The organism is Pseudomonas mohnii (genome assembly GCF_900105115.1).
GTDB classification, from domain to species: domain Bacteria; phylum Pseudomonadota; class Gammaproteobacteria; order Pseudomonadales; family Pseudomonadaceae; genus Aquipseudomonas; species Aquipseudomonas mohnii.
This window is the reverse complement of sequence record NZ_FNRV01000001.1, coordinates 1,052,573-1,065,677: the sequence shown is the minus strand read 5'-3', so window position 1 is coordinate 1,065,677 and position 13,105 is coordinate 1,052,573. Positions and strand designations below refer to the sequence as shown.

General features: G+C 60.6%; 17 protein-coding genes. 6 read left to right on the top strand and 11 right to left on the bottom strand.

What is annotated here, in order from left to right:
• Nucleotides 1–110: 110 nt before the first annotated feature.
• From astA to BLV61_RS31830, 3 genes are all read right to left on the bottom strand, one after another.
• A complete protein-coding gene (gene astA, locus BLV61_RS04870) occupies nt 111–1,145 on the bottom strand; it encodes an arginine N-succinyltransferase (RefSeq protein ID WP_090463023.1) in 1,035 nt (344 codons plus the stop codon).
• A gap of 61 nt (nt 1,146–1,206) precedes the next feature.
• Nucleotides 1,207–2,223, bottom strand: a complete 1,017-nt coding sequence (locus BLV61_RS04865; protein ID WP_090463020.1) for an arginine N-succinyltransferase — start codon at nt 2,221–2,223, stop codon at nt 1,207–1,209.
• A gap of 113 nt (nt 2,224–2,336) precedes the next feature.
• The gene (locus BLV61_RS31830; RefSeq protein ID WP_279627438.1) at nt 2,337–2,468 is read right to left on the bottom strand and encodes a hypothetical protein; all 132 of its coding nucleotides are present in this window, start codon (nt 2,466–2,468) and stop codon (nt 2,337–2,339) included.
• 293 nt (nt 2,469–2,761) lie between these two features.
• Between BLV61_RS31830 and BLV61_RS04860 the strand changes: the two genes are divergently transcribed.
• Both BLV61_RS04860 and cobF read left to right on the top strand, forming a co-directional pair.
• Complete coding sequence (locus BLV61_RS04860) at nt 2,762–3,337, top strand: histidine phosphatase family protein (RefSeq protein ID WP_090463016.1); 576 nt, start codon at nt 2,762–2,764, stop codon at nt 3,335–3,337.
• Nucleotides 3,334–4,089: a precorrin-6A synthase (deacetylating) gene (gene cobF, locus BLV61_RS04855; RefSeq protein ID WP_090463013.1), complete on the top strand. Its 756-nt coding sequence runs from the start codon at nt 3,334–3,336 to the stop codon at nt 4,087–4,089. Before BLV61_RS04860 ends, cobF begins: the two co-directional genes overlap by 4 nt.
• A 54-nt stretch (nt 4,090–4,143) precedes the next feature.
• On the opposite strand, the gene ftrA is transcribed toward cobF, so the two are convergent.
• The gene (gene ftrA, locus BLV61_RS04850; protein ID WP_090463010.1) at nt 4,144–5,118 is read right to left on the bottom strand and encodes a transcriptional regulator FtrA; all 975 of its coding nucleotides are present in this window, start codon (nt 5,116–5,118) and stop codon (nt 4,144–4,146) included.
• 101 nt (nt 5,119–5,219) lie between these two features.
• On the opposite strand from ftrA, the gene BLV61_RS04845 reads away from it, so the two are divergent.
• Nucleotides 5,220–5,654, top strand: a complete 435-nt coding sequence (locus BLV61_RS04845; RefSeq protein WP_047530586.1) for a rhodanese-like domain-containing protein — start codon at nt 5,220–5,222, stop codon at nt 5,652–5,654.
• Between the two features lie 98 nt (nt 5,655–5,752).
• On the opposite strand, the gene BLV61_RS04840 is transcribed toward BLV61_RS04845, so the two are convergent.
• Entirely contained in the window at nt 5,753–6,397 is a 645-nt protein-coding gene (locus tag BLV61_RS04840; RefSeq protein WP_090463007.1) for a type 1 glutamine amidotransferase, read from the bottom strand.
• A 320-nt stretch (nt 6,398–6,717) separates the two neighbouring features.
• Here BLV61_RS04840 and BLV61_RS04835 point away from each other — a divergent pair, with 320 nt between their 5' ends.
• The 3 genes from BLV61_RS04835 (at nt 6,718) to BLV61_RS04825 (ending at nt 9,611) form a co-directional block, all read left to right on the top strand.
• The gene (locus tag BLV61_RS04835; protein WP_047530580.1) at nt 6,718–7,497 is read left to right on the top strand and encodes an ABC transporter substrate-binding protein; all 780 of its coding nucleotides are present in this window, start codon (nt 6,718–6,720) and stop codon (nt 7,495–7,497) included.
• Nucleotides 7,498–7,634: 137 nt separating this feature from the next.
• Nucleotides 7,635–8,747 carry a succinylglutamate desuccinylase/aspartoacylase family protein gene (locus tag BLV61_RS04830; RefSeq protein WP_090463004.1) on the top strand — a complete coding sequence of 371 codons (1,113 nt, stop codon included), beginning with the start codon at nt 7,635–7,637 and terminating at the stop codon, nt 8,745–8,747.
• 147 nt (nt 8,748–8,894) lie between these two features.
• Nucleotides 8,895–9,611 carry an alpha/beta hydrolase gene (locus BLV61_RS04825; protein WP_090463001.1) on the top strand — a complete coding sequence of 239 codons (717 nt, stop codon included), beginning with the start codon at nt 8,895–8,897 and terminating at the stop codon, nt 9,609–9,611.
• A 3-nt stretch (nt 9,612–9,614) separates the two neighbouring features.
• On the opposite strand, the gene BLV61_RS04820 is transcribed toward BLV61_RS04825, so the two are convergent.
• The 6 genes from BLV61_RS04820 to BLV61_RS04795 all read right to left on the bottom strand — a co-directional run bounded on the left by BLV61_RS04820 (nt 9,615) and on the right by BLV61_RS04795 (nt 12,946).
• Entirely contained in the window at nt 9,615–10,187 is a 573-nt protein-coding gene (locus BLV61_RS04820; protein ID WP_047530573.1) for a DcrB/PsbP domain-containing protein, read from the bottom strand.
• A gap of 95 nt (nt 10,188–10,282) precedes the next feature.
• Nucleotides 10,283–10,552: a type II toxin-antitoxin system RelE/ParE family toxin gene (locus BLV61_RS04815; protein WP_090462998.1), complete on the bottom strand. Its 270-nt coding sequence runs from the start codon at nt 10,550–10,552 to the stop codon at nt 10,283–10,285.
• Entirely contained in the window at nt 10,542–10,733 is a 192-nt protein-coding gene (gene relB / locus BLV61_RS04810) for a type II toxin-antitoxin system RelB family antitoxin (RefSeq protein WP_090462995.1), read from the bottom strand. The genes BLV61_RS04815 and relB overlap by 11 nt, the downstream gene beginning before the upstream one ends.
• Before the next feature lie 254 nt (nt 10,734–10,987).
• A complete protein-coding gene (locus tag BLV61_RS04805; protein ID WP_090462993.1) occupies nt 10,988–11,314 on the bottom strand; it encodes a putative quinol monooxygenase in 327 nt (108 codons plus the stop codon).
• Nucleotides 11,315–11,341: 27 nt separating this feature from the next.
• Nucleotides 11,342–12,016, bottom strand: a complete 675-nt coding sequence (locus tag BLV61_RS04800) for a glutathione S-transferase family protein (RefSeq protein WP_047530568.1) — start codon at nt 12,014–12,016, stop codon at nt 11,342–11,344.
• Between the two features lie 132 nt (nt 12,017–12,148).
• Nucleotides 12,149–12,946 carry a hypothetical protein gene (locus tag BLV61_RS04795; protein WP_090462990.1) on the bottom strand — a complete coding sequence of 266 codons (798 nt, stop codon included), beginning with the start codon at nt 12,944–12,946 and terminating at the stop codon, nt 12,149–12,151.
• Between the last annotated feature and the right edge of the window lie 159 nt (nt 12,947–13,105).

Sequence of the window (13,105 nt, the reverse complement as noted above, 5' to 3'; positions counted from 1 at the left end):
GGCTTGAGCAAAAGTGTCAACGCCGAAGACGTAAAAGGCTATCACGGGGGGCGGTCGAGAATGATGACGAATTTGCAGATGACGCCCAACAGTGGGCGACTCGGGAGCGATTACGCTGCCACCGCCTGCGGCTGTTGTGGGCGCAGCGGTACGGCGCGGACCGAGTCGCCGGGTTGCAGTTGCAGGCGTTTGACGGTGAGACGGTCGACGATCAGGCGGTCGCCCACTTGGCGCGCCGGGGTGGCGGTGATGCGGCAGTTTTCCAGGCGACGGTTGTGGATCAGCCACATGGGAGCCTGATCGTCCGGGGGGGCGATGGTCAGCTCCAGTAGCTGGCTGTCGCGCACGCTGCGGATGCTCGAAACGGGGGACTCGATCACCGGGCCGGCGTCGAAGATGTCGATGTAACCCTTGTGGGCAAAACCTTCGGCGGTGAGGATCTTCAGGGCCGGCTCGGCCTTTGCGTGAGGCTTGCCGATCACCGCCTGGGCCTGTTCGGTCAGCAGGCAGGCGTACAGCGGTTGGCGCGGCATCAGTTCCGCGATGAACGCTTTGTTGCCCAGCCACGACAAGTGATCGGCGTGCTTGAAGTCCATTTTGAAGAAGTGGCGACCGACGCTGTCCCAGAAGGGAGAGCAGCCATTTTCGTCGGCGCTGCCGCGCAGTTCGGCGATTATCTTGTCCCCGAACAGGTGCGCAAACTCGGCCACGACCAACAAACGCCCCAGGGACAGCAACCGGCCGTCATGGCTCTGACGTCGATCGGGCCGCAAGAACAGCGAGCGCAGATCCGATTGACCGGTCATTTCATTGTTCATGAACAAGGTCGGGATGTGCCGCTCGATGCCAAGGTCCGGTGATGAGCTGATCGTCTGCCCGACCCGGTAGCTGTACCAGGGTTCGCGCAGGCCCACGGCCCCGGTCAGGGCGCTGACGCCCACCACTTGCTGGTCGTCGTCTTCGAGGACGAACAGGTAGTCGGCGTCGGCGCGCTCGACTTGTTCGGCGAAGGTTCTTTGCGCCCAGCGCAATCGGTGAAACAGGCGCTCTTCGTTGGCCGGCAGCGACGTCAATCCGCAACCAGCCTGCCGGACCAGTGCGAGCAAGGCGGGCAGATCGGTCACCTGGACCGGACGAACTATCATGCTGCAACTCCTTGCGCGAGCCTGCACGGGGACGGTCGTTGTGCGCCGTGAGGGAAGCGGATCACAAGGCAATCAGCCGGATCGGGCTGCCTTCGCTCACCTTCAGGGCCGCGCACATCTCGGTGTCCAGGGTCAGGGGCTGCCCGGCGCGGTAGTCCAGGTCGGCGACGATGGCGCGGTAATTCTCCAGCGAGTCATTGCAAAGCAGATAGCGGCCACGGGCGTCGATGGATGAGCCGGGTTTCACCGTGGCGGTCGCGCTTTGCGCGATGGAACGAATGCCACCGGTGCGTGAATACAGCGTTGGGCCGCCGTCAAAGAGATCGACATAACTATTAGTTTGGAAACCCTCGCGCTCGAGGATATCGAAGGCCTCCTGGCCATCGGGGTGAACCCGGCCGATGCAGTCTTGCGCGGCCTGGGGCAGCATTGGCACGTAGATCGGGTATTGCGGCATCAGTTCGGCAAGAAACGCCCGACTCTCAAGCCCGCAGAGCCGCTCGGCCTCGACATAGGGCAGGTCGATGAAGTGCTTGCCCAGCGCATCCCAGAATGGCGAATGCCCGTCATCGCTGCTGAAACCAACGATTTCGCTGATGACCCCGTCGGCAAAGCGCGGCGCGTGGGCGGCGATGAACAGCAGTCGCGCCCGTGACAACAGTTCGGAGTACGCCGTGCGCACCAGCGTTGGATCGATATGAAAACCGCGCAGCAAGGTATGGCCGCCGAGGTCGTGGCACAGCGACAGAGCCGGCACGCCATGCTCGATGTTCAGCTCCCGCGAGGCACTGTTGAAGTGACGGTTGCGCAGGCTGTAGAACGGCTCGCTGAAACCCGCCGTGGCGAGAATTTCCGAGCAGCCCGCCAGTCGCCGCGTCGTCGAATCTTCCAGCACGAAGAAGTAACTTTCCGGGCCCGGGCTCTGGACGGTTTGCTCGAACGAGGTGCATGAGTCGAGAATTTTATCGTGCAAGCATTCGCGGTCGTCTGGCAGCGACGTGACGCCCACCAGGCTTTCGCGGGCCAGCCGCTGCAATTGGGGCAGGTCGGTTAACACCACTGGACGCAACACCAGCATGGATGCACTCCTGTATCAAAGCGTTCGGTGGCTGGCACCGAACCTGACGATCACTGTCGGTTTCCACGGATTGATCGGCGGTTGTCTTGTCTGACGCCGCTCTTTTTCAGGGGCTATTGCGGATTGACCACGCGCGGTATCAGGCCTGCCTCGTTGCAGAGGCCGGGACTGATCAGGTGGCGCGTGGCTGTGGACGGTGAACTGTCCAGACGGGTGTCAATGATCGGGTCGTTAAATGAGGGCATCCGGGCTCCTGCAGGATGGGGGCGATAATCCGTTGAAATCAGTATTTAATTAAGGCGCACGGCCTGTCTAGTTAATTTTGCTGCGGTTTTTCAACGCCGAAAATTGAGCGAAATGCCTGTACGCCGATGGCGACGGGGATGACGGTCAACCGTGTAGGGCATTGCCTATAAAGAGATCGGAGACGGCTTTTGTTGTCAGACGAAATGCCCCTTCGACAACCTTTCTTGCGGCACAATTGCGCGACCACCGGCAAGTCGCCGTACCTTACTTTCTCTCGACAGAGTAATCCTTCGTGCAGGCGACCCGTTTGACCCTGATATGCCACGCTCGAACCGTCGCACAAAAATTGGCGAGGTTTCCTACGGATGAACCTCTGGAGATGGATTGGCAATCGGCACGGGGTTCCCGTCGTGCTCAATTCAAAAATGCTCCACGGCTGTTGTGCGGCCCGGAACTGCGTACCCGGCAGACCGCCGAACTGTTCGGCAGCCACGCTGAGGTAGTCGAGGCATTGCGCGATTGCGATGTCGGGCGCTGGAGCGGTCAGCGCATCAATGACCTGCAAAAATCCGAAGCGCGATGGCTGCAGTCCTGGCTCGCCGACCCGACTTCGGCGCCCCACGGTGGCGAGTCGGTGATCCAGGTGACTGAACGGGTGGTCGCCTGGCTGACGACATTGCAGGCGACACCGGGGCATGTGGTGGCGGTGACGCATCCGTTTGTCATCCGCGCCGCGCTGACATACGTGCTGCACGGTTCGGCATTCAATCTGATTGATGTCGAGCCGCTGTCGAGCGTCGAACTCCGGTTCCAGGGTTGCTGGCGATTGCGCTTGGCGGGCGCTGAGCCCGAGGAAAGATGCGGATGAAAAAAATACTGGTCATCGGCATCGGCGCCGGCAACCCTGACTACATCACGATTCAGGCAGTGAAGGCGCTGAACAAGGTCGACGTGTTTTTCCTGATGGACAAGGGCCAGAGCAAGGACACGCTGATCGACCTGCGCCGTGACATCTGCGAACGCTACATCACCGATCGCCATTATCGCTTCGTCGAAGCCCGCAGCCCTGAGCGCGAGCGCGGTGATGTGGACTACAAGGCCAGTGTCGATGACCTGAACCTGGCCAGGCAGCGAACCTTCGAGAGGCTGATCAATGAGGAAATGTCCGACGACCAGTGCGGTGGTTTCCAGGTTTGGGGTGACCCGGCGTTGTATGACAGCACCCTTCGCATCTTGCAGGCGATTCTGGCGTCAGGCGCCTGTGCCTTCGAATTCGAGGTCATCCCGGGCATCACCAGCGTTCAGGCGTTGGCGGCGCAGCACAAGGTAGCGCTCAATCAAATTGGCGGTTCGATTGAAATCACCACCGGCCGGCGCCTCGCCGCCGGTCAGGTGAGCGATACCGACAGCCTGGTGGTGATGCTCGATGCCCAGGATGCCTATCATCAGGTAGCGGATCGGGAGACCGACATTTACTGGGGGGCCTACCTGGGGACGCCGGATGAAATCCTGATCAGCGGCAAGCTCAAGGATGTGGCGGATGAGATCGAGCGGGTGCGCAAGGCGGCCCGCCTGGCCCATGGCTGGATCATGGACACCTATCTGTTGCGTAAGCCTTGAGGCCTTTCTTGGCTGTTCGGGCGGCGTTCTGACGATGGAGCCCACTAAGCTACCTCAGGAAAGGGCCTTGACCCCACGCCCAAACCGCTCCCGATACACCGACGGCGGTACGCCGACCACGCTGCGAAACGCCACCCGAAAGCTCTCCACCGAACGATAACCACAGCGCTGGGCAATCTGCTCGGTGTTTTGATCGGTGCTTTCCAGCAGTTCCCGGGCGCGGCCCAGGCGTTCATGCTGCAGCCAGGCCTTGGGTGACTGGCCGCTGGCTTCGCTGAAGCGGCGCAGGAAGGTCCGCTCGCTCATGGCCGCTTCGCTGGCCAGGTCACGTACTTCCAGCGGCTCATGCAAACGCTCCCGTGCCCACTGCATGACGCGGGAAAGATCACTGCGCGGCGCGGGACTGACCGGCGTCGGAATGAATTGCGCCTGGCCACCGGTGCGTTGCGGCGACATCACCAGCCGCCGTGCCACCGAATTGGCCACTTGTGTGCCGAAATCCCGAGCCACCAGATGCAGGCACGCGTCGATGCCGGCAGCGCTGCCCGCCGAGGTAATCAACGGGCCTGAATCGACATACAACACATCGGGGTCCACCCGAATGTTCGGAAAGCGTTGCGCCAGCTCCGTGGTGTAACGCCAGTGCGTGGTCGCACGGTGACCATCGAGCAAACCGGTGGCGGCCAGCACGAATACCCCGGAACAGATCGACAGCAACCGTGCGCCCCTGGCATGGGCCTGGCGCAGGGCGGCGAGCAGTGTCTCGGGCACCGCTGCCTGGCGGTCGCGCCAGCCGGGAATGATGATGGTCCGGGCCTGTTCGAGCAGTTCCAGGCCGCCATCGGCCAGCACCTGGATGCCACCCATGGCGCGCATCGGTCCCTGATCGACAGCGGCGACGCAGTGCTCGTACCAAGGGAAATCGAACTCCGGCCGCGCCAGGCCGAAGATCTCGACGGCGATGCCGAACTCGAACGTACAGAGGCCGTCGTAGGCCAGAATGGCGACCGATCCTGGGGTTGGCTGCATTTGGCGGAAAATTCCCGGTGAGTGTCTTGTGCGCCACTTTAGCCGCAATGGGCAGGCGGATAAAGTGTGTTCACACCCAACGACACTTAGGAGTACTGCCCATGACCAGCCTGGTTCGCGAAATTCCCGCCGCCCCCTCGGCCATTGCCCTGATGCACTTCAGCAATCGCCTGACGTTCGAAACCGACTGCTCCGACGTCCATGGCAGTCAGGCCGCTGGCGAAGTTGATTTCATTCTGTTGGACGTGCGCGGCCCGCTGGCATTCGAACGTGGGCATGTACCGGGGGCGATCAATGTTCCGCGGCGATTGCTCAGCGCTGAAGGCCTGGCGGCTTACCCGAAAAACACCCTGTTCGTGGTCTATTGCGCCGGCCCTCACTGCAATGGCGCGAACAAGGCAGCGGTGAAACTGGCGGCGCTGGGTTATCCGGTCAAAGAGATGATCGGTGGCGTGACAGGATGGCTGGATGAAGGATTTAAATTAAGCGTCGCGGTGCAACCTCCAGCCACAGCGCCCATTGGATGTGAATGCTGAACAACGGTGGCGAGGGAGCTTGTTCCCGCTAGGCCGCGAAACGGCCCCACATCAGTCGACTCAATGCTCTTGACGATCGCGTACCCAGGTTCACAGGTTCAGCGTGTGCCTGACGACGCGTCCCACCACCCATCCAGCGTCGCCTGCAACCACTCGAACACGGTTGCATGGGCGGCGCTGTCCTGCTGACCCCGCGGCAATGGCGATTCATCCGCAAAATGCTCATTCAGAACAGCCACCGATTCGGCGTTCCACTCCGGATGAAACTGCAGGCCCATCCGAGTCGGCCCAGCGCGGTACATCTGCTGTTCGCACTGCATGCTGCTGGCCAGCAGTTGCGCATTGGGTGGCAGGTCGATGGCGTCTTCGTGCCACTCCAGCACCTGCAGCGACTGGCCATCGACAAAAGTCACGGGCGTCCATCCGGTTTCCATTCTGTCCATCCGCCGCACATTCCCGCCCAGACTCAGTGCCAGTAACTGCGCCCCCAGACAAATCGCAAACACCGCTGCGCCTTGATCCAGGCTGGCCGCCAGCCACTGGCGTTCGGTTTCCAGCCATTCTGGCCCGGCGTTGGCCTCATGAGGCCCACCCAACAGAATCACGGGGGCTGCACTCACGGGCGGCAACTGGCCGAGGTCGGCGCGAAATACGTTCAGGGTCAAACCACGGGATTCGGCCCACAGGGCAATAGCGCCGGGACCTTCAGCAGGATGGTGCTGGATCAGATTCAAGGACGGCATCACGCATCTCTTCAGGGGCAGTTAGTCGGTCAATGTGCCGCAAAAAGTGCCCGGTCGCCAGCGCGATTCTTGGGTCGGAAAATAGCTGAATTCTTGTAAGTTTTTTTTCGATTTGGCGGATTGTCTGACAGCCTTTGCACCGCGATGGCGCACACCACATGGGCCTTTATTCCTGCGGCCACTTTTATGTAAGTATTTGTCGCTTAAACACAATTTGCCCTCCTGAAGCCACTCTAGACTGCCGACCACTTCGGTCTTTACCAGCCACAAGCTACCGACCGAAAGCTGCCAATAAAAGCCTCCGCACACAGGAGTTATAAATGAAGAAGCTAGTGATGTTCGGTGCCCTGGCACTGTCGATGCTGTCCCTGACCGCAGTGGCCGAAGACGCCAAGCCGATCCGTATCGGTATCGAAGCCGGTTACCCACCGTTCTCGATGAAAACCCCTGACGGCAAACTGACCGGTTTTGACGTGGACATCGGCGACGCCCTGTGCGAGCAGATGAAAGTGAAGTGCACTTGGGTCGAGCAAGAGTTCGACGGCCTGATCCCGGCACTGAAGGTCAAGAAAATCGACGCCATCCTGTCGTCCATGACCATCACCGACGACCGCAAGAAGAACGTCGATTTCACCATCAAGTACTACCACACCCCGGCGCGCTTCGTGATGAAGGAAGGCTCCGATGTGAAGGACCCGCTGACCGAACTCAAAGGCAAGAAAGTCGGTGTGCTGCGCGCCAGTACCCATGACCGCTTCGCCACTGAAGTGCTGCAACCGGCCGGCATTGTCCTGGTGCGTTACGGCTCCCAGCAGGAAGCCAATCTGGACATGGTCTCGGGACGCGTTGACGCGCTGCTGGCCGACTCGGTCAACCTGGACGACGGTTTCCTGAAAACCGACGCGGGTAAAGGTTTCGCATTCGTAGGCCCTGAGTACAACGATCCGAAATACTTCGGTGGCGGCGCTGGCATTGCCGTGCGCAAAGGCGATAAGGAACTGGCGGACAAGTTCAACACCGCTATCACCGAAATCCGCGCCAACGGCAAGTACAAGCAAGTGCAGGACAAGTACTTCAAGTTTGACGTTTACGGCGAGTAATCGAACCGTGCAAAAGGTGGCAACCGTTGACGCGGTTGCCATTTTTTTATGATTTGCAATCAGGCCGTGATCCCTTGTGGGAGCGAGCTTGCTCGCTCCCACAAGGGATCCTGGTGCCGCTGACATCGGAGCGCCCCATGCAACGCATCAATCACTCTCTGCCCTGGAGCCATCTGGGAACCGAACGCACCCTCAGCGTATTCCGTTATGGCGCGGGTACTCGCAAGGTCTACATCCAGGCCAGCCTGCACGCCGACGAGTTGCCCGGCATGCGTACCGCCTGGGAACTGAAAAAGCGCCTGGCCGAGCTGGAAAACCAGGGCCAGTTGCAGGGTGTGATCGAACTGGTACCGGTGGCCAACCCCATCGGGCTGGATCAGCATCTGCAAGGCAGCCACATGGGCCGCTTCGAACTGGGCAGCGGCAAGAACTTCAACCGCTCGTTCGTCGAACTCAGCGCACCGGTGGCGCAGTTGATCGGTGATCGCCTGGGCAGCGATGCCGAGGCCAATATTGCGCTGATTCGCCAAACCATGGGCCAGGTACTCGACGGTCTGCCGAGCCCGGCTTCGCAGCTGGAAGCCATGCATCGCCTGTTGCTGCGCCACGCTTGCGACGCGGATATCACCCTCGACCTGCATTGCGACTTCGAAGCGGCGATTCACCTTTACGCCCTGCCGCAACACTGGCCGCAGTGGCGATCCCTGGCTGCGCGCCTGAAGGCCGGTGTCGCGTTGCTGTGCGAAGATTCTGGCGGTAGCTCGTTCGACGAGTCTTGTTCCTCGCCATGGTTGCGTCTGGCCAGGGCGTTCCCCGAGGCCGCCATCCCAGCGGCTAACCTGGCGACCACCCTGGAGCTGGGCAGCATGGGCGACACCCGCGTTGATCAGGCCCAGGCCAATTGCGAAGCCATTCTCGGCTTCCTCGCCGAACAGGGCTTCATCAAGGGCACCTGGCCAGCCGCCCCGGCGCGATGCTGTGAAGGCATGCCGTTCGAAGGCACCGAATACCTGTTCGCACCGCATCACGGCGTGGTCAGTTTCCTGCGCGATGCCGGTGAGTGGGTGGAGAAGGGCGACGCGCTGTTTGAAGTGGTCGACCCGTTGAACGACAAGGTCACCACGGTTTGTGCCGGCACCAGCGGCGTGTTGTTCGCCATCGACCGTGGCCGTTACACGCAGCCGGGCACCTGGCAGGCGAAGGTCGCCGGACGAGATCCGATTCGGGTCGGCAAGCTGATCAACGACTGAGCCGATTCACCTGCAGACGCTGGCTGGCCAGCGATGGGGTTGCTGAGATCGCCATCGCTGGCAAGCCAACGCCTTCACAGGGGAGTGCGTAGCCGGGAAGAGGTGTTAGGCTCTGTCCCGAATCCTGCGCACTGTGAAGGAAGGTCCATGTTGAAATTTCTTGCTCTGCTCACGCTGCTGGCGTCCGCCGCTGTCCACGCTCAAGCCCCGTTGCAAACCGATCTGCCGCTCAAGTACCTGGAGCAGGCCAACGTCGATTCTCGCGATCAATCCCTGGTGATCTTCCTTCACGGTTACGGCAGTAACGAGCAGGATCTGTTCAGCATCAAGGATGACTTGCCCGCGCAATACACCTACCTGTCGGTCCGTGCGCCGATGGTGATGGAAGAGGGCAGTTACCAGTGGTTTCGCAAGAAGGGTGAAGGTGCCTACAACGGCGAGACAGATGATCTGAAGACCAGCGCCCAATTGCTGCTGGATTTCGTCGCCCAGGCGGCGAAGAAATATCACACCGAGCCGGACAAGGTGGTTCTGGTGGGATTCAGCCAGGGCGCGATCATGTCGTACGAGGTCGCCCTGCGCCACCCCGAAGCGGTGGGCGGGATCGCGGCATTGAGCGGACGGATTCTGCCGGTGCTCAAATCGGAGCTGCAACCGGATGAAAAACGCCAGTCGCTGGCGATTTTCATCGGGCATGGCACGGCGGATAAACGCCTGCCGTTCAGTGACGGCACCGAGGCCAACAGCCTGCTCAAGAGCGCGTCACTCGAACCCGAGTTTCACGCCTACGAAGGGGTTGGCCACAACATCAGCGCCGACGAGCTGAAGGATTTGAGTGCCTGGCTGCAGCGCCTCAATCCTTGATGTTCATTTGCCGCTGACGATCTGCTTGATCAGGGTTTCGTGGGCAGCCATGTCGCCGGGACGGGAAATCACCCGGACCACGGTCATGTGACTGCCGGACGCCGCCATCAACGTCGTATTGAGGGTCTGGCCACCTCCCTGGGTGGCGGTGCTGTCGACCTGGCGCAGGCCCAGTCCGGTGCTTTTCAGGGTCAGGCTTTTTTCGCTGAGTTTGTTGTAATCCGGCAGGGCCTTGCGTTGCGCGGCATCGAAGTCGGCTGCGGTGCCGTCGAGAAACTCGCCGTCGTTGTCCTTGACCTTGACCCCTTCCGGCAGGCTGTTTTCAGCGGCGATCACCACGGTCTTGGTGGTCTCGTTGCTGTACATGGTGCCGCTCGCACCGGTGGGGCTGGTCGGCAGCGGGCTGGCGACGAAGCCTTTGGGCAGGGTGAAGGTGAACTTGCCGCCGAGCAGGGAGACTTTTTGCGCCGGTGCGGTGTCCTTGGCCGTTGCCTTGGCGGCGTACGCATTCAAGGCCCCAAGACTGGTCGCCGCTGCCAGCAACAGAACAACGGCTTTTTTACTCAACAGTGACATTCGAAATCTCCAGGGATGGACGCGCGATGGGGCGGCGATCATCCCATGGAGGTTATGGTGGGTTCCAGTGCGGACTAACGGACGGTGACTGATGCTCAGGGGTATTGCTGCCTGGCGTGTAAAACGCTCACGATTTCGATTCGATCCGTGACTTGATAAACCACCAGGTAGTTGGGGTGCACAACAATTTCCCGGGTACCAGGCACTCGACCAAATCGATAGAGATAGGGGTGTTCAGGAAGGGCTGAAGTAGCAGCTTCAATGGCTTGGGACAGGTCGATCGCTGCTGCCACGTTACGATCGCCAATGTAATTAAGGATTTGCCAGAGTTCGGCCCGCGCTTCAGGCCGCCACTCAATCAGCATTGCGCTTGTTGCGCTTCGATTCGATAAGGGCTCGCATTTCAGCCATCACTTGATCGTGCGGGATACTTGGGCGTGGATCATCCAATGAAGCCTGGACCTTCGCACGGAACCAACGGTCGTAGCGGGCGGCCTGCTCTTCGGTTTCGAATTCTGAAACGATGGGGGAAAGTTCGGCGCTCATGGTGGCCTCCGGAATCAATGCTTGTCAGTCTAATGGGTATGTGGCGAGTTGTCGTTGCTGTCTGGATGAAGTACAGCTTGCCAAGGTGCCGGTTGACGACTCCCGCCAAGGCAGATCGTAGTATCCAGGCTTCCGACGGCCAACCCTGAAATGCCGTCGGAAATTTCCTCGTTCGTTCTACGAATCATCCGTTGCAGGGGGATGAAGACAGTACATGGTGGGGCAAGCCCCCCTCGCCACAAAGTCTGGCTTGGTCAAGCCTCCCGACGCACCGGATAGCTTTTGATCACCTCCAGAAACTCGATCCGACGCTCCCGGGCCAGCAACTCCGGCAGCCGTTTTTCATACGCCTGACGGTAGGGCTTGCTCAGGTGGCGAGTGATGAAGTCTTCCTTGCTGCAGTTCCAGGTTTCGTAGAGCACCAGGGTGTTCGGGTCGTCCTGGAGTTGGTGCACCCAGGTGTTGACGAAGTCCGGTTCGGCCGACATCTGGTACACGACGTCCAGCAGCCGTTCTCGGGTTTCGTCGAAACGTTCCGGTTTGGCGGGCAGGTAAACGATAAACGCGACTTGATCACTCATTTCATCACCTTCGATCGTCGGAAACGGTTATTGAGCCTGGTTCTGCGGGAACAGGTTACGGCGGGTTTCTTCGTCGAATTCGGCTTTCAGCACCAGTTGCCCTTTCAGGCCGTGAGCGCGCTGGGCCGCGGGGCGGGCGCTGATTTCATCAAACAGGCGCTTGACGTTCGGGTAGGCCTCGAGGCCGTTTTCGCCAAGGATGTACGGCGCGTAATTGGCCCAGCCCCAGAGGGCCATGTCGGCGATGCTGTAGGTGTCGCCGGCCAGGTACGGGTGATCGGCCAGACGCTGGTCGAGCACGCGGTAGTGACGCTCGACTTCCTTGAGATACCGGTTTTTCGCGTAAGGCAGGTCCTCCGGTGCGTGGTGCAGGAAGTGCACGGCCTGGCCCGAGAACGGCGAGAGGCCGGTGGCGATGAACATCAGCCACGACAGCAGTTCGGCATTGCCGGCAGCGGTGGTCGGCAGGAAGCGCTGATGTTTCTGTGCCAGGTGCAGCAGGATCGCTTGAGAGTCGAAAACCGTGGCGTCGCCATCGATCAGGGCCGGCACCTTGGCGTTCGGGTTGATCGCCAGGAAAGCCGGCAGGTGTTGTTCGCCCTTGAAGGTATCGACGCCGATCAATTCATAAGGCGTTTGCAGTTCTTCGAGCAGCAGGGCGACTTTCATCGGATTAGGCGAAGGGTGGAAAAAGAATTTCATGGTGTAGGCCTCAGTCAGTCGTGGGTTGTGAACTGAGGTTGATGTTGGGCGAAACCCGTTCGATTGACGTACGGGGTTTTTGCTCTACTCGTGCGAAACCATCGAATGTGTCCGCCCGATGACCTGAAGCAACTAGCGCTTGATGGCGGTACGTCCAGCGTCCGCCGCCACCGGATCGACGGGCCGCGCCAGCAAGCGTTTGGTGACCCCCAGCATCGCCACGGACACCGCCACTCCAAGGGCGAATGCGTTCATCCCGAGTGCTGGCAATGCCAGCGTCAGGACCAGGCAAAAGGCCGAGAACGAATACATCCCGGTCGCCGTCGCGCGCAGCAGGGCCGCGGTAAACGCCGGACCCCGGGTTTGCTGGGAAAACACCGCCATGACGCTGCCCAGCACCGGGAACACGGCGAGCAGGCCGCTCCAGCGATCACCCACGGTGCTGGCAAGCAAGGTGACCGCGAGGGTCAGCAGGGCGCCGGCGATCATGCGCAGCAGCAGTTTGTCGGACTTGGGTGCCGGGCCTGACAGGATCGGCTGCACCGACGGGAACAGGTGAGGTGCGGCCAACAGTGCCGTTGCGGCGGCGATCACCGACAGTGGCAGCGACGGCGGGATCAACGACAGCAACACCGCCACCGTGGCCCACACCAGCAGTGAAATCGTTAGCGCCAGCGGCCATCCCGTGCGTTGGGCGACCTGCGCGTAGGTCACACAGAAGGCGATCATCGCGAACATCGCCGACAGTGCCGCCATGGCCGATTGCGCGGCGAAGGCTTCACCTTGTTCGATGGCGAGGAAAAACAGAATCGGCCCGACCACCACCGGTAATCCCGACAACCAACCGGCCACGCTCGGCCCCCAGCGTTTACCGGCCAGGGAAATGAGCAGCAGGAATCCTGGAATCACCAGCAGTTTGAGTATCAGCACACGCGAGTCTCCAATCTGTTTCAGGCGGCAACGTTAGCATTGCGAACGGCGGATTGCTCTATAGATGTTGTTTTTTTTGTATACAACATTCCCATCCAGACACCGTGCAACCCTGTAGAAGCTGGCTTGCCGGCGAGAGCGTCAGCCCCGCCAACACCT

Excerpts from the sequence above, each read along its gene's own strand:
- astA (WP_090463023.1), bottom strand. The coding sequence starts at position 1,145 with ATGATAGTTCGTCCGGTCCAGGTGACCGATCTGCCCGCCTTGCTCGCA.
- BLV61_RS04865 (WP_090463020.1), bottom strand. The coding sequence starts at position 2,223 with ATGCTGGTGTTGCGTCCAGTGGTGTTAACCGACCTGCCCCAATTGCAG.
- BLV61_RS31830 (WP_279627438.1), bottom strand. The coding sequence starts at position 2,468 with ATGCCCTCATTTAACGACCCGATCATTGACACCCGTCTGGACAGTTCA.
- cobF (WP_090463013.1), top strand. The coding sequence starts at position 3,334 with ATGAAAAAAATACTGGTCATCGGCATCGGCGCCGGCAACCCTGACTAC.
- ftrA (WP_090463010.1), bottom strand. The coding sequence starts at position 5,118 with ATGCAGCCAACCCCAGGATCGGTCGCCATTCTGGCCTACGACGGCCTC.
- BLV61_RS04845 (WP_047530586.1), top strand. The coding sequence starts at position 5,220 with ATGACCAGCCTGGTTCGCGAAATTCCCGCCGCCCCCTCGGCCATTGCC.
- BLV61_RS04840 (WP_090463007.1), bottom strand. The coding sequence starts at position 6,397 with ATGCCGTCCTTGAATCTGATCCAGCACCATCCTGCTGAAGGTCCCGGC.
- BLV61_RS04835 (WP_047530580.1), top strand. The coding sequence starts at position 6,718 with ATGAAGAAGCTAGTGATGTTCGGTGCCCTGGCACTGTCGATGCTGTCC.
- BLV61_RS04830 (WP_090463004.1), top strand. The coding sequence starts at position 7,635 with ATGCAACGCATCAATCACTCTCTGCCCTGGAGCCATCTGGGAACCGAA.
- BLV61_RS04825 (WP_090463001.1), top strand. The coding sequence starts at position 8,895 with ATGTTGAAATTTCTTGCTCTGCTCACGCTGCTGGCGTCCGCCGCTGTC.
- BLV61_RS04820 (WP_047530573.1), bottom strand. The coding sequence starts at position 10,187 with ATGTCACTGTTGAGTAAAAAAGCCGTTGTTCTGTTGCTGGCAGCGGCG.
- BLV61_RS04815 (WP_090462998.1), bottom strand. The coding sequence starts at position 10,552 with ATGCTGATTGAGTGGCGGCCTGAAGCGCGGGCCGAACTCTGGCAAATC.
- relB (WP_090462995.1), bottom strand. The coding sequence starts at position 10,733 with ATGAGCGCCGAACTTTCCCCCATCGTTTCAGAATTCGAAACCGAAGAG.
- BLV61_RS04805 (WP_090462993.1), bottom strand. The coding sequence starts at position 11,314 with ATGAGTGATCAAGTCGCGTTTATCGTTTACCTGCCCGCCAAACCGGAA.
- BLV61_RS04800 (WP_047530568.1), bottom strand. The coding sequence starts at position 12,016 with ATGAAATTCTTTTTCCACCCTTCGCCTAATCCGATGAAAGTCGCCCTG.